Below are 21774 nucleotides of genomic sequence, written 5' to 3' on the forward strand. Positions count from 1 at the left end.
CTAGGATTCCGCTCAAAACTCCGGTGAAGGTAGTGGGGTTCCCTATTTATAAGGCATAACATACTCAAAAAAAACAATATAGACAAGCCGGCTATTCGAAAAGTCATAGCAACCGATCAAATTTTTTGCAATATACGTTCATAGAATAATGAAGGTTGTAGACATTTTATAATGTAGACATTTTATAATTGACGATACCGGTAATAGATGATAGAATTGCCCCCATGAAAACGGTTTCTGCCGCAACGGTGTTCCTTGCTATAAGCATAGTATGCAGCTTATTTTTTGTAATAAGAGCTATAAAGAATAGAAAAAGTATACAATCGACACAGTTATATAATATTATATTGGCAGTAATTATGCTCTTGTCTATAGCAGCAGCCGGCTTTTTCAGATATATTTCCTTCCCGTTCGCTTCGTTAGCACTCGGTGCCCTCTGTTTTATCCTATTAGTAGTTATTGCGTCAAACGATGCAGTCTATCGACGGGAATATATGGCTCTCAAAACACAGATGGAGTTGGTACAAGAAGAGCTGATTAAGGCGCAACGCCCCGATGAAACCGCTATGAGAGCTAAAGAGTTGCTGCCTGTCGGTAATACCTTCTTAATAAAAGCTGCCGAAGCGATACGGCAACAAACCGATACGGCTGGCATCCTCGGTTTTATCAATAAAATTATGATCGAACAGCTCTTTGCGGATGGGGGTGTTATCCTTACCATCGGCGAATTTGAAGACGTGCTCAGTGTTAAGGCGTATAGTGGAACTTATCCGCCGCCGTATAAGTTGCCTGATGATGTACCGCACCAACAAGATCAAGTTGCTACTAATTTTAGATATGCGGAGTTCCCACTTAATAATTCATTTTTTGGTGAAGTAGCCCGTTCAGCACAATCGATCCTAATTCCACACGCACAAGAAGATAGCAGAATTGTTATCAATGGAGAAGAGCCGTTTCTCATGCCTGGATCATTACTTACCCTTCCAATGGTATATCGGGATACGGTCGAAGGATTGATTTCTTTGTCAAGAAGTGCCAATCATGCACCGTTTACCGAGTCAGACCTACAGATCGGTGAAATATTGGCCAGCTATGCAACGGCAGCGCTTAAATTGATATACGATTTGCAAGACGAGACGGAATTAAACACAATTGAAAATGAAACCGATATTGCAAGTCGTATTCAGAAAATATTACTGCCTAAAAAGCTTATCGATACTACCGATTTGAATTTTTCCGTACTTTTTAATCAAGCACGAGGCGTTTGCAGTGATTATTATGATATCATCCAGAGTCAGAGGGATCGACTTTTCTGTATTATTGCCGATGTCGCCGGGAAAAGCATTCACGCCTGTATCGTTATGGTAATGATTCGCTCATTGCTTTATCTTATCACCAATACGGCTCAGAATACTCAGAATATCCTCGATATTTTAAATAAGGGTATTACCGGGAAAATATCGATTGACCACTATGCAAGTATATCGTTATTGACGTATATTCCTGCAGAGAAAAGCATTGAATATGTAAACGCCGGAACGCAGTCTCTTCTCCTGTGGAAAGCTTTGACAAAGAAATTAATCCGGCTTGAACAAAAATCGGATCCTATCGGTGTGGATAGTAAGTCAGTTTATACCTGCAAAAAGATTCCGGTTGAAAAAGGAGATATCGCCGTTTTATTTACCGACGGTGTTATAGAAACGCTCAATGAACGTGGAGAACCGTTCGGATTAAAAGCTCTTGCTGAGATTTTGGTTGCGAACGCTTCATTATCTGCAAAGGCAATTACCGAGAAAATTAACAAGCAAATAAGGACTTTTATCGGGAAAACATCACCTCATGATGATCAGACGGTGATGATTATTAAAGTAAAATAGAGTTAAGGAGGACAGAGTATGGAACTGAAAATCCGAAAAAATAAGGATGTATACATTATCGATGTAAGCGGCGAGATGGATTTATACAATTCGTATAAACTGAAGGAATTAATTGCAAAGATGCTTGAACGTCAGATTCAATGCATTGTACTCAATCTTGAAGAAGTGGAATATATCGATTCTTCCGGTATCGGAGCGTTGATTTATATCTGTTCAACCTTAAAAAAGAAAAACTTAAAGTTATACATTACTAATATTCATGGTTCGGTAAAGAAAGTCATCGAATTAACAAAACTGATGGGCTTTTTCCCAATTACCAATAGCCTGGAAGAGGCTCTACAAAAATTAGCCGATAGTCAATAGGAGAACGTTACAATATGATCAAAGAATTACGCGTTGACGGAAAAGACCCGTTATTTGATAAGACCGGTATGCTGTATAAAGAATTTCCTTCGGATTTCCGACAAATTCGCTATTTTACCCTTTTGATTGTTCAGTCAGCTCCGTTGGAAATCAAAGGAATTAACCTACTTGAGCAGCAAATCAGTGAGATCATCAAAAATGCTGTAAAGCATGGAAATAAATGTGATCCTAAAAAGAAAGTAAAGGTATGGTATGAATTCAGCCCCGAACACGCACACCTCATCGTCGAAGATGAAGGCTCCGGCTTCAAAGATATAGAGAAATGGAATGAATTTAACCGGAAACGGCTTGAATGCCTCCATAAGCAGGATTTTACCAATCTTGGTGATTATGTTTCTTTTAGAACGGCTCAGAGCGATGATAATGACGGCGGAAACGCGTTGTTTGCAGCACTGGAGTATTGGAATGGCGGTTTTGTATTCGGCGATAAGCGTAACTCGATCGCGATGCTGAAGCAATACCCTAAAAAACGCCACGGTATTGCAATAGAATAGTGCAGTATTGAAAAGCCTGTTTACCAGGGGCTGTCCAAAAACTGAAAGCCTATCGGCTTTTCCTGTAAGGAAATGATTTGTCATATCCGCTAAAGCGGATTGCGTAACAGTTTTTGGACAGTTTCCTTAGATTTAGATGCGATGTTTAAAATTAAGTCATTACTGTATAAAGACTTAATTTTAAACTCGCGGGGATGTCGAAAAAGTAACCAACTTTTGAGACATCCCCTTTTTCTAACAAACAAAGGATTGACGGCACATAAATTCTATGCTATCCTAAATCTATGTTAATAAAAGATATAATACATGGAATTGCAGTGCCGTTTTATTCATACAACGGTTCGGTTAAACAGCAGACATACCAGCTCAAATTAACACTTTCTTCTATAATACCCCAAGAAAATTAATAATGATAAATGGATAATTGATAATTCACCCATACCGTTTACCTTCTTCTTACCTGATAAAAGGACACACCTTATACGCAATAGCCGGAACGGACTTTCTCTGATTCATGTAGGTGTTTTCATATTTCTTTTTATATTTTGTATGCCGCTTGCAGCGCAAATGAGCGATGCCGTAAACGATAAGCGCATCGAAACCGGTGCAGCGCAAGATGTACAAAACACACAAGGCGAGCAAAGCGTGCCGGTTGCGCAAGAATCGCAAAGCGCCATACGAGGCCTCGCACAAGTTGCCGAGACGACCGCAGCTGATAGTTCGGATATTTCAGGGCGTTGGTATACCAACTTCTTTATTTCAGGCGGCTTTCAAACCTTTATCCCCGTTTCCGTTTTAAAAGAATACACACAAGCAAAGCCCGGTTATAGGGCGGCGCTCGGCTACACCTTTTTCCGCTCCGGCAAGCACACCATGCCGGTGTATCTGGAAACCGGACACAGCGTTATCCTCGGGACGAATCCGCTGGTACGCAGTTTTGACGCTTTTCCGATAACCGTCAATGCCGCCTATGAATACTTCCCGATACGGTATCTTTCGCTCGGCGTGTTTGCCGGAATAGGGGCAGAGGTACTGCGTATTCGCCATTATCGGACGGCGCTTGATCTATTAGCCGATAAACTGAATACACAATCGGGAGCGGAAGCAGTGCTCACAACCGGCGTAACGGTCGGAGCGGCAATACTGGAACGCAGCATCGAAGTGAAAGCCCAAGTTTCTATAAACCTTATGATGGAGCAGTCCCGTGTTATTCCGCTGCCTTCTTTTCAGCTTGCAATCAGACTGTATCCCGGTGCGGTTTATGCCTACGCACGAAAAAGGCGGACAGCGGAGTACCAGGTGCAAGCATGTGCCAAGAGGATAGAAAGCCTTAAAACATCGATTGAAACAAAACAGGAAGCATCGTTGGCGGTAGAGAAAGTGCCGACGGCGCCTGAAGGGAAAGAGGACGCTAAGATACCTGAAACAAAGCCGCTTGCACAGTTCAAGAGTATCTATGTGTATTTTGAACCTGAAAGCGCTGCGCTCGACGTAAACGCCAAAGGGGACATTAAAAAGGCTGCGGCAATCTTAAAAGAAAATGAAGACCTTTTCATCCTGTTTGAAAGCTCTGCAGCGCCGTTCGGATCGCAAGACGAAAGGCTGCAGATTGAAACAGCGCGCATCAGGTCGGTTGCCGAGTACCTCACACAAAAATGCGGTATCACGCATGACCGTATTATCTATAACGAACCGAAAGATAAAAACTTGCAAAGGGATAGCCGTAGCGGAGCAGACGAATATTACATCCAATATCGGTACGCAAAAATACGGTTTGTCAGAATACAAAGCAATCCCGATGAAGGAGCAAACAGTTGGGCGATTCCGAATGTTCAATGAGCTTTTAGAAGCCACCGTATCAATAGAACCGATAGATAAAGGAGAAAAAAGGTGAGAACGATGAAAAGTAGTATGCGTTTATATGGGCTTTTATGTGCCGCGCTGCTGCCGGTAACGGTATGTCTTTCATGTAATAAGCTGATAGGCGATCTTATTCCTTCGAACGAACAAAAACTTATCAGTTTTGATTTAAAAAACGTCGAACGATTTGTGTGCAGTACAAACACTGCTATTCGTGATCATAGCGTTACCGTAACGGTTCCGAAAGGAACCGATGTAACGCGCCTTTTGCCCGAATCGGTTGTATCTGCACAGGCGACGCTCTTTCCGGTAACGCTGCGCTACTTACAGGAAGCCTTTCCCGCAACCGATGTACTGAAAATCGGCTCTGCCATCGGCAGCTTTGAAAACATCGAAGCGATAAACAAGTGGTTTTTCGAAATGTATGCGGAAAATCCCAACTTTACCATTCCGGAGCTGATTTTTCCTATTAACTTTTTAAGCCCCGTGCCTTTTGCCGTTATCGGCGGACAGGGGAAGATAGAACTGTATACCGTAAAAGTCCTCTATGACGATGGCACCGATCCCGCTACCGGTACCCTGCCGCCGGGCGTTAATGCAGAAAAAAATATTCTTTCGTTTACGGTTGGGGAGCCGCAGATAGGCGAAAGCGTTATCGGAGAAAACACGGTGGATTTTGAAGTAACGGCGGGAACGGAAGTACGCGCGCTGACCGTAACGGCAACCGTTTCTCCGCACGCTGTTTTGATACCGCTTACCGAGTCCTACCTTGTGCCGCTTTTGCAGAGCTTAGGGATGGATCCGTTGAGCGTATTATCCGGTTACATTACTGCGCCGAATAAAGAAGCGTATTTACGCGCTCTTTTTGCGCCGGTTAACCTTTCGAGTGTAATCGTTCCGCTTAATAAACCGATTGATTTTACCAACCCCGTGCAGTTTGCCGTACTGGGTAATGATAAGGATGTAAAGCTGTACACGGCAACCTGCAAGCAGACGGTAACGGGAGCGGCGCTGAAAAACTTCGGTTTTTCAAAGGTGAAAAACCCCGGTCTGGTAAAAGACGGAACGGTTCGTATAGACCATGCGGCAAAAACCGTAACGGCAGAGCTTTTTTATCCGGTTGAATACTCAAATACCGGCTATGACGCTTTTTCGCTGTATTGCGATGTTGCTTATGCCGGAGACGAAGTAGAAATAAAATATAGGGGCAGACGGTATGCGACGAACGATAAAATACGCTTTAGACCCGAAAACCCGTCAGGAGCACAGTATCACCTCGGTACAGCCGAAGCAAAGATTATCATCACCTTCAGGACGGAGCAAACGGAGTATCGCCTATTTATCTCGTTTAAAGAAGACCCCGACACGGTGCGCAGCATTACCGACTTCCGCTTTACCAAGGACAAGAATAGCGAGCTGAAAACGCTTTCGATGGCGGCTATTGCAAACGACGGACACGAAGGTACGATCACCGCAACGGTGCTGTACACGGGAAGCGCAAAGCCCGAAAGCCTTATCCCTACCTTTATTACTCCCGGTACGGTAACCGTAAACGGCGCCGCACAAACATCGGGTAGCAGCGCACAAGACTTTAGAAAGACGTTGACGTATCTGTGTACCTCGCGGAACGGACAATACACAAGGCGGTACACCGTTAAAATACGGTTTGTCTATGCGGAGCCCGCTCAATCGCTGTTAAAAACCTTCCGCTTCCCCGCAGGGGTCAACTCGCTGACTAAAGACTCGGAAGGCAGGATAGACCAAACGGCGCGTACCGTGCACATCAGCGCCTGCTATGCGGGAGAAAGACCTAAAAAGCTGATCCCTGAATTTTCTGCAACGGGCGAAGTAACGGTGGACGCTCTTACGCAGTCAAGCGGTTTTAGCGCGCAGGATTTTGAATACCCCGTCTATTATAAGGTAACCGACCCCGGCGATCCGTCTGCATACACGATCTACGCGGTAACGGTGCACTTTGAGTACTCGGCGGATTCAGGATGCGAATTAACGGAATTTAAGCTATTGACGCAGGATAACCCTTCGCTGACGCAGGATGTAACTGCCTTTATCAGTGCGCATTCGGGTGTAATCTATGCGCTGTTGCCGCGCGGGGCGAACGCAGCGAACCTGATACCGCGCTTTACCGCACGGGGACGGGTAACGGTGGACGGCGTTGAACAGACAAGCGGAGAGACGGCAGCCGACTTTTCGTCGGCGGTAGAATACAAAGTAACGAGCGAAAACGGCCTTCATACCAAAACCTACCGCGTAACTTTACAGCAAGCGGGCGGCATTATCTATGTTGACCCCAAGGCGACGGGCAGACGCAACGGTTCTACCTGGGAAGATGCTTTTACAAACCTTGAAGCCGCCTTACAAAAGGCAAACGAAATACCTGCCGAAGTGAGCGCCGAAATATGGCTGAGTAAAGACTGTAAAACAGTCTATCGTGACTACGAACTGAAGCGCACGCTGACTCTGCGCGGCGGTTTTATCGGCATCGAACGCGATGCCGATGAGCGGAACAAGGACAATAAGAGCCTTTTTTACCGCGTCTTGTTTCATTCCCAAACGCCGATAGGCGGAACGCTCATGTTTGACGGCATTAAGTTTGATCCCTACTACAGCGCGGACAACAAGAAGATTCTTCACAATATTCAATGGGATACCGCCTGCGAAAACGCCCTTGTTATCCAAAATTGTACACTCGCTTTGAATCTGGATGTTAGCACCTCCGCCCGTTTGGCCTCGGTTACGGTAAAGGACGTAGTATCGGAAGGTTCATTCGGTAGCGACCTTACCTTGCCGGACTGCGATACCGCCGCTGTCGACAATTTTATAGGAGGTATTCTTTTTATTAATAAGGACGGGGGAATTGCACCGGCACAAAAAGCGGTTGTTAAAAACAGCACATGTTCGAACTCGATTCGTGCAAAAGACATCAGCGTATCACATAGCAACGAAAGATACGGATGGTTTGATAACTTTGACACTCTCAGTCTTTCCTCCATAAACAGCGACACATATGTGATAAAGCTGTCTCCCGCCGCTTCCGCCTCTGTCGAGATAGAAGAATGCCGTATAGGCTCTATAATTATCAGGAACACACAAAACGGGGTACTGAAACTAAAAAAAGTGAATATTACCGATTCAACCGTAAAAAATGTAAACACTGAACCCTCTGTAATAACTGAACGGTTTCTCAGCTGGCGTAATTACGCGATGAGCACCTTAAAGCTCCCCGCCTGTTCGGTAAGGATGAACCGCAGCTATTTTACGGACGAAGTCGATGTTTCCTGCAATGCAAAGGACTTTAAAGCCATTATGGAAACCGTACCGGTGCACACGGACATAGAGGACGTATCGGCAAAAACAATAAAATGCGGGTATATAACCGAAGACTTACGAACCATCAAAAGGGAGTACAGCTGCCCTCCGTATGTATTCAAAGAAGGCGACTGGAAAAAGATATATGTAGAACCGGTACCGTTTGCACGCGGCGGCTCCCATACCCTAAAAGATGTTAAGGCGGAAAACCTCTCTGTATCTTCAGGCGATTCCATTACGTTAAAAGACAGCGACGGGTATAGAGCCTTCTGGCTGCGGGGGCAGTTAAAAGGCTCTCTATCGTTCTTTGGGCGAAATAATGGGGATGGGAAGAATGTAACAGTATATAATGCCGTTGATTTCTCTTCCGTTGTGTTAAATAACGAAACGACGCCGAATAGTAAAATCGACATAGACAATATCTATGTACAAGGGGAGTGGTTTCGGGCGCGGACAGACAACCTTTCTGTACGCAATATAACAAAAGGATTTCCGACAGGCTGCATAGAACTGCAAGGGCATAGCGGTGTAACTGTTACGGATTGCGACTTCCGCAACTTGGTACCGTTTTACGCATACTGGGACAATAAGCCTACTATAATACGCCCCAGCTTCCTTGCCGTAGGTGGAACGGTCAGCCTGACGGGCTGCACCTTCGACGAGAGCTTTGTTCAAGTGGCTTCAGGCACGTGCTTCGACACCCACCTCAACAGTACGTTCAACTGCACGGCCGCGGTGTGGAAAAAGTAGGGGGAAAACTATTACGGTGTGGTCCGGGGATGTCGAAAAAGCAGCCGACTTTTAAGACATCCCCTGTCCGCCTGCCGCTTCTGTGGGTTCTTCATATCTGCAGTTAGAATATTAGAAAAAATATGATAATCTGCCGAGTTTCTTAGCCATTTTGCCATCCGTGGTATATATAGAGGGTATGGAGGCGTGAAAAATGCAGAAATTACCTACCACACCGATGAAGTTTACCGCTCGAAATGATTATGCGTTCAAAAAGCTTTTCGGTACCGAGGAAAATAAAGACATCATGATTGAATTTATTTCGTTAGTAACTGACTTAAGTCAGGATGATTTTGATGATGTCCGTATCGGCAATAATGAGCAGCTTCCGCGTTTTTATAACGATAAAACCGGACGGCTCGACATAAAAATCCGCTTAAACGATGGGAGAAAAATCGATGTAGAGATGCAGAATACGTACTTTGATTACTATCCCAAACGGAGTATCTTTTACTGCTCAAAAATGATCCATGAGCATTTTTTCAGCGGTTTACAGTACGCAGATTTAAAAAAATGTATTGCAATCAATGTGCTGAATAGTCCTTTTAAATTAAGTCCTAAAGTACATTCGGTGTATCAGATACGAGAAAGTGAAGAACAAACGCTCTTGGATGAGTTATTGGAGATTCATTTTTTAGATTTAACAAAGCTGCCGAAAGAGAATTTGACAAGCGTAGAGAAATGGCTTATGTTTATCAAAACAGACAGCAAGGAGGAGAGGCGGATGTTAGCACAAGAAAATCCTGTAATGACAAAGGCGAATAACGTGATGGATATCTTTTATCTGGATGAGCAGGAGCGGAGACGGTATGAAGCAGCATGGGAATATGAAAGCGACCGGCTGTCGATGATAAACGAGTCTGAACGGAAAGGTCTTGAACGAGGTAAATCACTTGGTCTTGCTGAAGGCTCGCGCCAAAAAGCCTTACAGGATGCAGGTAATTTCAAACGGCTTGGGGTTTCTATCGATATTATCACACAGGCGACCGGCCTCACCAAAGAAGAAGTAGAAGGCTTGTAAGGGTGTAACGGGATAATGTCACGGAAATCAATTTTTGAAAATAATACTGCGATCCAATGATTTCCGTATTGTTTTTAGAAGAAATGATACGTTGAGGATTTTCAGTAGCGGCACATACGGTAAAATACGGCTTTCCGTAAGCCTTTTGAAATAGACGATGCAGATGCTAGGAGCGTACAAAAAACACCCGCAGGCACGGTAAAAAATGTACGTCCTGTACATTTTTTACCTACGTGTTTGCTGCGCAAACACGCTGCTGCGTAGAACCACCGCCGTCCATGGCGGTTCTGCTACGTTGAGCACTTTCAAAAGCGGCACGGATGCCGCTGGGTTATATCAGAAGCGATATTTCGGCTGCTGCCGAAATTCGCCATTAAAAGTGTATACGGATGTACACTTTTAATGATGCGACGTAGTAGATGCCCCTGCCGTAAGCCTTTTGAAATAGACGGCGTAGATACGAGGCGCAAGCACAAATTAACCGCAGGCGTATCTTTGATACGTTGAGGATTAATTTGTGTGCAGCAACGAAGTAGATATGCCGTCTATTTCAAAAGGACGAGGGACTGTATTTCTCATGATACACCCGTTCATATAAAAACCGTTTATCTTCTTCAAAAAGATTTTCAAACACAAAACCGAGGACAGCGCAGTTGCTCTTGGGTAGAAAATGAGAAAATAAGCTGCGGCCGGTGCTATGAATGACACGATGGGGAAAATGCAGAACGAACCGAAGCGATTGCCGTTTTCCGATCGAAACGGCATAACGATCTCTGCAGCCACAGATGAGTATTTTACTGTCCACAAACAACATATACAGTCCGCCGGATGTGTAGGGGTTAAACATCATAAATGTTTGTTGTTCAAACTCATGTAGGCGGTACAAAAAAAGCGGAAAAAGATTTTGCGTTACCGGTTTTTCCGCCGTAAATTGTGCGGCAGTTTGATACGCTGAAGGCAAAAAGTCGGTAAAGGGAGGCAGATGCAGATCTGTGTGGATAATCGAATCGAGCGGGAAATACTCGTGTTCCTGTGCAGTGATTGGAGGATTCTCCGGTATATGAATTTCCGCAAAAACATTGTTCTTTTGCTGTTCATCGGGATCGTATTTATATGCGCTATCGGGTAAAGTAAAAAAACAGCTACCGTCATCGGCATAAATAGCCGTATAAAAGACAATACTTCGTTTTTTATGATCAAAAAAAACGGCTATTTTTTTTCCGATAAATTCGGGAAGCGATTGAAAATAAAGCCTACTGTTCTTGATCGTATAGGCGCCGGACGGCAACATATAAAAAAGTGCCCCCGATTGCAAAAGAAGCGGAGGCAATTCCTGCAAAAATGTTTCAAAAACATAGCTATATTCAATCCGTGAGAGCGGAATCTGCATATTCTGCCCCCTTAAAATCGATATAAGAGATTTTCCATACAGTTTCTTCTTTTACTGCGCCGAGTTCCATCATAATAAAAAGCGGCTGTTCATCGTCGGCAAAAAGGTTCGGAACATCAGCGATATTCTCCGGCTGATCTTTGACGTCTTCCTCGATAGCTTTAGTACCTTCGGTATTTTCAATACTTTTGGTACTTTCGATAGGAAGAGCTGCCGGTTCCGTCTCCCCATTCTGCACAACCGTATCTTGCTGTATAGCTGTATCTTGAGTTGTGTCCGAGACTTCCGGCGCGGTCTGTTTTACAGTAAGTCGCATCAGTATCGTTGCACTACCATCCTGCTTAAATGACGGGCGTCCGTAAAAAGCATAGGAAAAATCGGGAAAATGTTCAAACATAAAACGCCCGAGATGCGGTAAAAAAGGTTTCTGTGTACTGAATAAAGCGCTGTCAATCGATTTTGCGACCATTGCAGCAGCGACCGTATCGCAAAAACCGAGCAACTCTTCGGGGATATTCTGATAATCCAATATACCAAGCTGCGGTAATGAGGGTAAAATAGCGCCGTCATCGATGGTATCCGCATACGGAATAGGACGATTGCTTTCAATGGTATACGGTTCGGGAAGGGACGGAATGGCCAAATCGTTCAGTTCTTCCCATTGAATAGAATCAAAATACGTTTTATTTTGATCCCTGAGGGACTCCGAGCAGAGCGGCAACAGAACTAATATAAAAAAAGCTGCGCACCATTTTTTCCGCACTATTCTATACTCCCTACATCTTCCGCCGATAACCCATAGCACTCCCCTTCCCTGTCGGAATTATACGGCTCAATATGGATCACAATATCATAGACATTTCCAAGTGCATTGCGAATAACAAGTGAAGTCTTTTCTGCAATACCATGCGCTTCGCTTACCGGTATCGATCCGTCTACCTCAATATCCAAATCGATATCCCAAAGGTTTGCCATTTTACGTATCCGCGCTCGGTGCGGATTTTTAACTTCCGGGATGGTGGCTACAGCGCTAAAAAGTCGTTCGTAAAGCTGCTTATTGGTATTCCCGTCCATCAATTCTACATTGAGTTCGATAAAGAGCGTAATAGCCGATTTAATAATGAGGCACGAAACAAGCAATGCGACAAGCGGATCAAAATACGGCGCGTGGAATAGCAGAGAGATGATAAACCCGATGAGTACCGATGATGAAATGACGATGTCGTTTACCATATTGCGCGCGTTAGCAAGTATCATTAAACTTTGCGCTTTTTTGCCGAGGAGGTATTGGTTGAGCGCAAGTAAGAGCTTGCCGGCAATAGATACCGCTGTTACGATTATCGCAATGCGTTGCGGCATCGGAAGCAGCTCCCCCTTATAAACCTGTATCAGTTTATTGATTGAGGCGATAAAGAGCTGGATACCGGCAAACATAATGATGAATGCCAGTACCATAGAAGCGATGGTTTCGGCACGCTGCCGTCCCCACGGATAGCGAGAGTCCGACGGTTTATTGATGATAAAGCTGACAAGTACGGCCATCACGGCGATACCGACATCAGTTGCAGTATCGATACCGTCTCCTAAAACGGCAAGACTGCCGGTCATAAGCCCGACGGCGAGTTTTAGTATGCAGAGGAATAGATTACCACCGAGCGCGATAAAAGAGGCGGTACGCACAATCTTGGTACGTGTATCTTGTGTAAGCGTATTTTGATCGGTCGGTTGCATTTAGGCGTAAAACTCTTTCATTGTGTCGGCAATATATTGAATATGTTCTTTTGTAATCCAATAGTGCGTTGTCAATCGGAAATAGCCGTCGCGGTCGCACGGATTGATTAAAATATTTTTTTCATGCATATATTCGACAAAGGCTTCGGTATCCAGTTTTGTATCTTCTTTATTTTTGAAAAACACAAAGTTAATATCTCTGCGGTCATGCGCAATCTCTATTTTATCGATATCGTTTAAGAGCTTTTCCAGCATCCCCGCATGTTGATGGTCGGTATCGAGGCGGTACCGCATCTCTTTTAAGGCGATTAAGCCCGCAGCGGCAAGGATACCTGCCTGACGCAAGCCTCCGCCCATAATTTTGCGATTCCGGCGAGCTTGATCGATAAATTTGCGGCTTCCCGCTAAAATAGAGCCGACCGGTGCACATAAGCCTTTGGAAAGGCAGAACATAACCGAATCCACATGCCGCGTCAGTTCTTTCGCTTCAATGCCTAAAGAAACCGCCGCGTTAAAAAGGCGTGCGCCGTCAAGATGAATGGGAATATGATGACGATTTGCGCATCGCCTCACCTGTTCCATCTGCTCTACCGAAAACACCTTTCCGTTTGAATGAGCATTTTCCAAGCAGATAAGGCTTGTCGTAGGTTCATGAATATCATCGCCGATGCGTACCCGCGGTTCGATTGCTTCCGGCAAAAGGATAGAACCCTGCGCATCGATAGTCCGCAGCTGAACGCCCGCGATAATGCTTGCAGCGCCGCTTTCGTGCTGCACGATATGGCATTGGTCGTCTAAAATAACCTCACTGCCGCGCGGACAATGCGTGAAAAGCGCCAACTGATTTCCGAATACGCCGGAAGGCACAAAAAGCGCCGCTTCTTTTGCGGTAATACTCGCCGCATATTGTTCCAGCTCCTTAACGGTAGGATCATCTTCATACACGTCATCACCGACCGGAGCTTTCGCCATAGCTTCCCGCATCGCATCCGTCGGCCACGTAACGGTATCGCTACGCAAATCAATGTAGTTCATATATTCAAGTGTATCTCATAACCCCTTCCGATGCAATACAGACGCTTTCAATATTCAAAGATATTTTGTTAAAAGTAAACCTGTTCGGAAACTTCCGTTTCGGAACAGGTTACCTTGAAATGCGATGTTCTAAATCGTGCTATTTGTACGATTTAGAACTCGTCGACCTATTCGAAAACGCAGTTATCGAATAGGTCGAGTATTCCCGCTTGAAAGACAGACGCTGAAGCATATATTATAGGTTGCAGGGAACAATTAAAAACGGAAGTTTTTAATTGTTCCCTGCAAGAAATCTCTAAACAATCGGATAGGATGATGACGGAAGAAAAACCGGAAGCGTCGGCGGCATTTTCGCGGACTCGAGCAGATCATGCAATAGAAATACTGGAAGATTATACGGAGGCTATCGCCAAAATCAGTAAAGAAAACGGGAAATGCCGCGTTATGGATCTTGCACGATATTTCGGCGTAAGTCATGTGTCGGTCATTCAGGTGCTGCAACGGCTAAAAGTCAATCATTTGATTGAAAGTGGTACCCATAAGCCGATATGCCTTACCGAAGAAGGCCGTGCATTGGCGCGTGAATGTGCTATCCGGCATGGAATCGTACTTCAATTTTTACTGAAACTCGGCGTAAGCGAAAAAACCGCGCTACTCGATTCCGAAGGATTGGAACACCACATCAGTTCCGAAACATTGGAATGTATGAAGCAGTTTATAGAAAACCCCTAAACACTGGACTGCTATTATTACCATTCAAATTATGGTAATAGTCTTGACAAAATACTGTAGTATGCACTACATTTGTGGTGAAAATATGTAGTTTTTACTACATATTTTCCAAGTATTTTATGTAGTTTATACTACTAAAAACAGATTTTTTTGTTCTTAAATGTTTTTTTCCAAAGGAGCTTGTATGAAAAATCATACACAACGGACAACAATTATACTCATGATACTAACGTTTATTATCGGCGCAGCCGGTATTATCGGCTGTACAAAAAAAGATGCGGCTGCAAGTAAAGCAGATGCTGCGCGTCCGAAACGGGTAGTAACAACCTTCACTATTTTGCAGGATATGGCACAGAATATTGCAGGCGATAAGCTTCTCGTTGAATCGATTACCAAGCCGGGGGCGGAAATTCACGAGTATGAGCCGACTCCGCTTGATATTGTGAAGGCTCAATCTGCTGATTTGGTACTGCGCAACGGTTTGGGGCTTGAACGCTGGTTTGAAAAATTCATGGGCAATGTAAAAGATGTACCGAGCGTTACGCTCAGCGATGGAATTGAGCCGATGGGTATTGGGGAAGGACCGTACAACGGGATGCCGAACCCGCATTCGTGGATGTCGCCGAAAAATGCGCTCATCTATGTGGAAAATATCCGGAAAGCCTTTGTGAGTTTAGACCCTGCGAATGCGGAAACCTATAATGCGAATGCAGCTGCGTACAGTGAAAGCATCAAAAAGATAGATACCTTCCTCACTGAAAAGCTGTCTGAAATCCCCGAATCGCAGCGGTGGCTCGTAACCTGTGAAGGGGCTTTTTCGTACCTTATCCGCGACTGCAATATGAAAGAATTGTACCTGTGGCCGGTTAACGCCGACGAGGAAGGCAGTCCTCAGCAAATTCAAAAGGTGGTAGATACCATCCGGCTGCATCATATTCCCGTTGCCTTTTCCGAAAGTACCATCAGCAATAAGCCGCAGCTGCAAGTCTGTAAGGAGACAGGTGCCTATTACGGCGGGGTTTTATATGTCGACTCTTTGACGTATGAAGACGGAGATGCCCCGACTTATCTGAAAATGCTGGAATACAATGCCAATGCAATCGTGAAGGGATTTCAGGATAGTCTTGCACGGTAAGCCGCAGAGTGAGCATTACCCCTCCGCACGAATAATAAGGAAAAAATTATGGACGGTAAGCAGGAATATCCCGTTGAACTTACAGTAAAGGATGTCAGTGTTGCCTATAACAACGGACATGTCGCCCTATATGATGCGTCGTTTTCTCTGCAAAAGGGGACGATTACGGCATTAGTCGGGGTAAACGGCAGCGGAAAGTCCACGCTTTTTAAGACGATCATGGGCTTTATTAAGCCGATGAGCGGACAGGTAACTATCTGCGGAAAACCGATTCATACGGCACAAAAGGAACACCTGCTTGCGTATGTACCGCAGTCTGAAGATGTGGACTGGTCGTTTCCGGTTAGTGTGTGGGATGTGGTAATGATGGGGCGGTACGGCTATATGAATTTTCTCCGTATTCCGAGCGAAGAGGATAAAGAAATGGCCGAACGCAGCTTAGAGCGGGTACAGATGCTCGATTTTAAAGACCGTCAGATCGGCGAACTTTCAGGCGGACAAAAAAAACGAGTGTTCCTTGCGCGGGCGCTTGCGCAGCAGGGAAAAATCATATTGCTCGATGAGCCGTTTACCGGAGTCGATGTTAAAACGGAAACAGCGATTATCGAGCTGCTGCGTGAGCTGAAAGACGAAGGGCATCTAATCTTTGTTTCCACACACGATTTAGGTTCCATCCCGGAGTTTTGCGACCATGTTGTAATCATCAATCGGACGGTGATTGCCTCCGGCGCGACGGAAACCACCTTCACCGCCGAAAACCTGATCAAAGCCTTTGGAGGCGCTCTGCGGAGTATTAAGATTGATCATACCGATAATCCGGAAGACACTGCTCACGAAATAAGAGTATTTACCGATGACGAGGGGGCTTTGATTACCAAGCAGGAGGGAAAACCGTACCTCAAGGGCATAAGAAATGTTGTTGAGTAGTGGCGGTTTTGAAAAAGCAACCGCGCCCGACATATTTAAAGCGGTTGCGTTCCTTTCTGTGGAAAATTTTATTAAAAATTTTCCACAGTTTATTTTGAAGAGAAAGGCAAACACATTAGATAAATATATAAAAATCGCAGAATAATGGAGGTTGTGAGACCATTTGAACTGCAAAGCAGTTCAACTCTGGTCGAACAGCCCCATTATTCTGCGGGGTGTTAAAAAAATAGTCTGATGCGTTTGCCTTGATGGAGTGATATGTTATTGATTCCTTTTCAGTATGAATACATGGTGAAAGCGATTTTGGTGAGCGGAGGTGTCGGCGGGGTGTGCGCCTTGCTGTCGTGCTTTGTTGTGCTAAAAGGCTGGTCGCTTTTGGGAGATGCACTCTCCCATGCGGTGGTGCCCGGAGTTGCGGTTGCTTACATTATCGGTATTCCGTTTTCAGTCGGCGCGTTTATCAGCGGAATGCTTGCCGCGCTTATCATGGGCTTTGTTAAAAACAAGACACGGATTCGCGAAGATGCAGTTATCGGTATTGTCTATACCACGTTTTTTGCGCTCGGTGTGCTGCTGATCTCACTGTACCCAAGTAACATCAGCCTTACGACAATCATTATGGGAAATATTCTCGGTATTGCCGACAGAGATATTGTGCAAACGCTGATTATTGCAGGCGGAAGTCTTATCATCATCTTGCTGAAATGGAAAGATTTGCGGCTTTTCTCTTTTGATCCGTCGCACGCCCGCTCGATAGGACTGAACACCAATGCGCTCTACCTGTTGCTGCTCACTCTGCTTGCCGTTACGGCGATTGCGGCGCTGCAAACGGTAGGTAGTGTGCTGGTTGTAGCAATGCTGGTAACGCCGGGAGCTGCCGCATATCTGCTCACGGATAGATTTCCCATGATGATGGGGCTTGCGGCAATAATCGGGACACTCACCGCTTCAGCAGGAGCCTATATCAGCTATTATCTGAACGGCTCGGCAGGCGGGTGTATCGTTGCATTGCAGTTTTTCCTATTTTTAGCGATTCTGTTCTTTGCGCCGCATCACGGAATCCTCGCTGCACGGCGGACGGCAGCACGTTCGATAAAAGCCTTTTTTGCACAAAACTGAGGAGAGGTCTATGTGGTTAATGTCGGTTTTAGAGCCGTTTACGTATGGATTTATGATAAAAGCGCTCGTAATAGCGGCGTTGGTTGGGGGTGTTTGCGCTCTGATTTCGTGTTATCTGATCTTAAAGGGCTGGTCGCTGATGGGGGATGCGATTTCTCATGCGGTGTTGCCGGGAATTGTGGGGGCGTATCTTTTGCATATTCCGCTTGGGGTTGGGGCGTTTGCGGCAGGGCTATTGAATGCGGCTGCGACGGGGTGGATAAAAGACCGGAGCCGTATCCATGAAGATTCGGTAATGGGGGTGGTGTTTACAGGGCTGATGGCGATCGGGCTGATTTTGGTCACAAAGGTGAGTTCGAATATTCATTTTATGCATATTTTGTTCGGGAGTCTTTTGGGAATTGAAAGGGGCGATATGATACAGGCGGTTGTATGTTCGGTGGTGACGCTGGTTGTACTGATTGCCAAACGGAAGGATATTCTGCTGTACTTGTTTGATAAAAACCATGCGCAGGCGGTGGGTTTGAACGTGCAGGCTATTCATTACCTGTTTCTTTCGCTGACGGCGCTGACCATTGTTGCGTCGCTGCAGGCGGCAGGGATTTTGCTGACGGTTGCAATGCTGATTATTCCCGGTTGTATCGCCTACCTTTTGACGGACAGACTGAACCGGATGCTCCTTATTTCCGCCTGCTCCGCGGTGATGAGTTCCTTGATTGGTACTTACGTGAGTTATTACCTGAACGGAGCGACCGGCGCCTGTATCATTTTAACGGAGTCGTTCTTTTTTGCCTGCGCGATGGTATTTGCGCCTAAATACGGTATGCTTGCACACCGCCGAGCAGCGCGGAAAGCACGTTTAGCGCTCGCTTAGGACTCGCTTAGTGCGTCAAACAACGTAAAGGGAGATCGATATCGCTCCATTCTTCTTCGGTCATTACGGTTATCCCATTTTTCATAAGTAAATCTGCCGTTTTCCCATTTCCTGCAGTGAGTATTCCGGAAAAAGTCCCGTCATAAACCAAACCTTTTCCGCATGAAGGGGAACGGGCTTTAAGCAGTGCATCCGTACAACCATACTGCTGTGCTATTTCTAAAACTACAGCAGCACCTTTTTCAAATGCTTCGGTTACGTCATCGCCGTCAGTGTTAATGACTTTTCCTGCTTTTATTTCTGCTGCCGAACGCGGTGTCGGTAAGCCTCCAAGCTGCTCCGGACAGACCGGTATTGCTTTTCCTTCTCTTACAAGCTGCTGCACATCAGGATTTATTGCTTTCTTTCCGTCATACCTACAGGGGAATCCTGCAAGGCAGGCGCTTACAATGAACATAAGCGGAACGCTCCTCTTCACAGGTGTATCTCCGGCATTTTCGACGCTTCCGATAATACCGGCAACGCTGTTGTTTTAGCTACCTTTCCTGCGGTTCCGTAGAGACGGCAGGGAGTACGGTGATAGTTGTTTCAGAAATTGACTGTCTAACAGCTTGAATGCTTATCGTAAGCGCGTTTCCGTCAGCATCGATGACGGCGGTCGTATCGGGAGTAAAGTCGCCTGCGATAATTTTGACGGCAAGAGCATCTTCTATTTCGGTTTGCAGCAGCCTGCGCATCGGGCGCGCTCCGAGCAAGGGATCATAGCCATGCTTTATACAATAAGCGCGAGCCTCGTCGGTGATTTGCAGCTGCAGCTTCTTTGCTTCAAGGCGACCGGTTAATTTGGAAAGCTCCAACTCGAAAATAGATTCTATTTCTTTTTCGGAAAGCGGGGTAAAGACAATTAATGAATCGAGCCGATTCAGAAACTCAGGGCTAAAGATTTTTTTTGCCTCCAGCTCCGCCGACTTTTTCATGCTTTGATAGTCGATAGTGCGGTTTTCTACCTGTGCAAAACCGAGCGGTTCTTCCATCAAATCCCTGGTACCGACATTACCGGTGAGGATGATCACCGTATTCCGAAAGCTCACCGTATGGCCGAGGCTGTCCCGCAGTTCACCTTCTTCCAGCACCTGCAGCAACAGGTTAAAGACATCGGGGTGTGCTTTTTCGATTTCATCGAATAGGATAACGGAATACGGATTTCGCCTGATTTTTTCCGTCAGCATTCCGCCGTTTTCAAACCCGATATACCCGGGAGGCGCTCCAACCAACCGTGCAACGGCATGTTTTTCCATGTAATCGCTCATATCGACCCTGATAAGGGATTCCGCAGAGCCGAAGAGGAACTCGGCAAGCGCCTTTGCCAACAGCGTCTTCCCTACCCCTGTCGGTCCTAAAAAGAGGAATGAGCCGATAGGCCGATCCGCCGATGCAATACCCGCACGAGAACGACGCAAGGCATTTGCGATAATGCCGATAGCTTCATCCTGCCCAATAATGGTCTTATGCAGCTCTTGTTCGATATGCGCAAGGCGCTTCGCTTCATCGGAGCCAACACTTTTGAGCGGAATATCCGTCATCAAAGAAACGGTTTCGGCAATATCGGCAGGATCAACTTCAAGCATTGTTTTGTTTTCCTGATTAAGCCAATGCAGTTTAATCTTTTCCAGCTGAATCTTTAGGACATTTACTTCATCACGCACCGCAGCTGCCCGCTCATAATCCTGTACGGCAACCAAGTCTTTTTTTTCACCGACAAGCTCGGTAATCCGCTGTTCGATAGCGGTTATATTTTGAGGCAGTTCAGCCGTATCCATCGTTTTCAAAGCTCCCGCCTCATCCATCACATCGATTGCCTTATCGGGGAAAAAACGGTCGGGAATGTAGCGAGATGAAAGCTCTACAATCTTCTTAATCGTCTCGTCCGAATAATGCACGTGATGATGCTGCTCATACTTTGCTTTAAGCCCTCCGAGAATAGCGCACGTTTCTTCTTTTGTCGGCTCTTTAATCAGTACGGATTGAAAACGCCGTTCAAGAGCGGAATCTTTTTCAAAATACTTGCGGTATTCATCTAATGTCGTTGCACCGATACACTGTATCTCTCCGCGGGCAAGCGCCGGTTTTAAGATATTGGCTGCATCGAGCGCCCCTTGAGAACCGCCGGTACCGATGAGGGTATGTAGTTCGTCGATAAACAGGATGATATTTTTACTTTCGCTTACTTCTTTAATAATACGTTTGATGCGCTCCTCGAACTGCCCGCGGTACTTGGTGCCGGCGACAATAGAGGCAAGATCAAGCGCAATAACCCGCTTTCCGAACAGAGACCGAGGTACTTGCTCATTCACAATCGCCGCCGCGAGTCCTTCAACGATGGAAGTCTTGCCGACGCCGGGTTCTCCAATCAATACGGGATTATTCTTGCTGCGGCGGGATAAAATCTGCATAACGCGGCGCATCTCCCGCACTCTTCCGATAACCGGATCAAGGAGGCCTTCGCGGGTTATCTTGGTCAGATCTCTGCTGAATTCCGATAATACGCTGTGTTTCTTTTTTTCTTGCTGTGGTTTATCGCGCCGAGTATCCGTACCATGCAGTTGATTCAATGTCTGCTGCACATCATCCAGAAAAATTCCCTGCTGTAAAAAGAAATGCGCAAGAATACTCTCTTGTATCTGAGCAAAGGCCAGAATAAGATGCTCCGTACCGGCTGCATCCTGCTGCATGATCCGGGCTTGGGCAGCGGCGGTATCGACAAGCTGTTTAACCCTACTTGATGAAGGAATGTCTCCTTTTATCGGTTCCCCTTCTCGTATCGGCGTACTTTGTTCCAGCCGTAGCTGCAGTGTCAAAAAATTGACATGGAGATTCTCCAACAACCGATATCCGCGCCCCAGCTTTTTTGTGATGAGCGCAAGCAATATATGTTCAGGCTCTACCGTGTCGGCATTCACCCGCCGAGCCTCTTGCTGGCTAAAGATCGTTAACAATTCATAAAGATTTTGTGAAAGAGTATGCATCATGTACCTCTCGT

Annotated in this window: 17 protein-coding genes; 11 read left to right on the forward strand and 6 right to left on the reverse strand. The window is 45.7% G+C overall.

What is annotated here, in order from left to right; all coding sequences use genetic code 11:
• Positions 1-347 precede the first annotated feature (347 nt).
• From ABH09_RS06655 to ABH09_RS06680, 6 genes are all read left to right on the forward strand, one after another.
• On the forward strand, positions 348-1877 hold the full coding sequence (locus tag ABH09_RS06655) for a PP2C family protein-serine/threonine phosphatase (protein WP_253713809.1): 1530 nt from the start codon (positions 348-350) through the stop codon (positions 1875-1877).
• Between the two features lie 18 nt (positions 1878-1895).
• The gene (locus tag ABH09_RS06660) at positions 1896-2240 is read left to right on the forward strand and encodes an STAS domain-containing protein (RefSeq protein WP_162663563.1); all 345 of its coding nucleotides are present in this window, start codon (positions 1896-1898) and stop codon (positions 2238-2240) included.
• Positions 2241-2254: 14 nt separating this feature from the next.
• Positions 2255-2794: an ATP-binding protein gene (locus tag ABH09_RS06665; protein WP_162663564.1), complete on the forward strand. Its 540-nt coding sequence runs from the start codon at positions 2255-2257 to the stop codon at positions 2792-2794.
• 567 nt (positions 2795-3361) lie between these two features.
• Positions 3362-4633, forward strand: a complete 1272-nt coding sequence (locus tag ABH09_RS06670; RefSeq protein WP_253713810.1) for an OmpA family protein — start codon at positions 3362-3364, stop codon at positions 4631-4633.
• Positions 4634-4684: 51 nt separating this feature from the next.
• Positions 4685-8731: a hypothetical protein gene (locus ABH09_RS06675; RefSeq protein WP_253713811.1), complete on the forward strand. Its 4047-nt coding sequence runs from the start codon at positions 4685-4687 to the stop codon at positions 8729-8731.
• Positions 8732-8924: 193 nt separating this feature from the next.
• Complete coding sequence (locus ABH09_RS06680) at positions 8925-9791, forward strand: Rpn family recombination-promoting nuclease/putative transposase (RefSeq protein ID WP_253713812.1); 867 nt, start codon at positions 8925-8927, stop codon at positions 9789-9791.
• A 550-nt stretch (positions 9792-10341) separates the two neighbouring features.
• Here the strand turns inward: ABH09_RS06680 and ABH09_RS06685 are convergent.
• From ABH09_RS06685 to ltaE, 4 genes are read right to left on the reverse strand one after another with little or no spacing between them, the layout of a single operon-like run.
• Positions 10342-11181: a hypothetical protein gene (locus ABH09_RS06685; RefSeq protein ID WP_253713813.1), complete on the reverse strand. Its 840-nt coding sequence runs from the start codon at positions 11179-11181 to the stop codon at positions 10342-10344.
• A complete protein-coding gene (locus tag ABH09_RS06690; RefSeq protein WP_253713814.1) occupies positions 11156-11944 on the reverse strand; it encodes a hypothetical protein in 789 nt (262 codons plus the stop codon). Before ABH09_RS06690 ends, ABH09_RS06685 begins: the two co-directional genes overlap by 26 nt.
• A complete protein-coding gene (locus ABH09_RS06695; protein ID WP_253713815.1) occupies positions 11944-12912 on the reverse strand; it encodes a cation diffusion facilitator family transporter in 969 nt (322 codons plus the stop codon). The genes ABH09_RS06690 and ABH09_RS06695 overlap by 1 nt, the downstream gene beginning before the upstream one ends.
• Complete coding sequence (ltaE, locus tag ABH09_RS06700) at positions 12913-13947, reverse strand: low-specificity L-threonine aldolase (protein ID WP_253713816.1); 1035 nt, start codon at positions 13945-13947, stop codon at positions 12913-12915.
• 315 nt (positions 13948-14262) lie between these two features.
• Here ltaE and ABH09_RS06705 point away from each other — a divergent pair, with 315 nt between their 5' ends.
• The 5 genes from ABH09_RS06705 to ABH09_RS06725 all read left to right on the forward strand — a co-directional run bounded on the left by ABH09_RS06705 (position 14263) and on the right by ABH09_RS06725 (position 18734).
• Positions 14263-14679, forward strand: a complete 417-nt coding sequence (locus ABH09_RS06705; protein ID WP_162664790.1) for an iron dependent repressor, metal binding and dimerization domain protein — start codon at positions 14263-14265, stop codon at positions 14677-14679.
• Between the two features lie 184 nt (positions 14680-14863).
• Entirely contained in the window at positions 14864-15814 is a 951-nt protein-coding gene (locus ABH09_RS06710; RefSeq protein ID WP_305880064.1) for a metal ABC transporter substrate-binding protein, read from the forward strand.
• Positions 15815-15862: 48 nt separating this feature from the next.
• Positions 15863-16741, forward strand: coding sequence for a metal ABC transporter ATP-binding protein (locus ABH09_RS06715; protein WP_253713817.1), 879 nt, complete (start codon positions 15863-15865; stop codon positions 16739-16741).
• A gap of 258 nt (positions 16742-16999) precedes the next feature.
• Positions 17000-17860, forward strand: a complete 861-nt coding sequence (locus ABH09_RS06720; RefSeq protein WP_253713818.1) for a metal ABC transporter permease — start codon at positions 17000-17002, stop codon at positions 17858-17860.
• 10 nt (positions 17861-17870) lie between these two features.
• Complete coding sequence (locus tag ABH09_RS06725) at positions 17871-18734, forward strand: metal ABC transporter permease (protein ID WP_044016519.1); 864 nt, start codon at positions 17871-17873, stop codon at positions 18732-18734.
• A 7-nt stretch (positions 18735-18741) separates the two neighbouring features.
• Here ABH09_RS06725 and ABH09_RS06730 read toward each other — a convergent pair whose 3' ends face one another.
• Complete coding sequence (locus ABH09_RS06730; protein WP_253713819.1) at positions 18742-19191, reverse strand: 2-thiouracil desulfurase family protein; 450 nt, start codon at positions 19189-19191, stop codon at positions 18742-18744.
• Between the two features lie 79 nt (positions 19192-19270).
• Positions 19271-21763 (reverse strand): ATP-dependent Clp protease ATP-binding subunit, encoded by a 2493-nt coding sequence (locus ABH09_RS06735; RefSeq protein ID WP_253713820.1) that lies wholly within the window; start codon positions 21761-21763, stop codon positions 19271-19273.
• Between the last annotated feature and the right edge of the window lie 11 nt (positions 21764-21774).

Origin of the sequence: Treponema sp. OMZ 803, from assembly GCF_024181165.1 — a bacterium.
Lineage (GTDB): Bacteria > Spirochaetota > Spirochaetia > Treponematales > Treponemataceae > Treponema.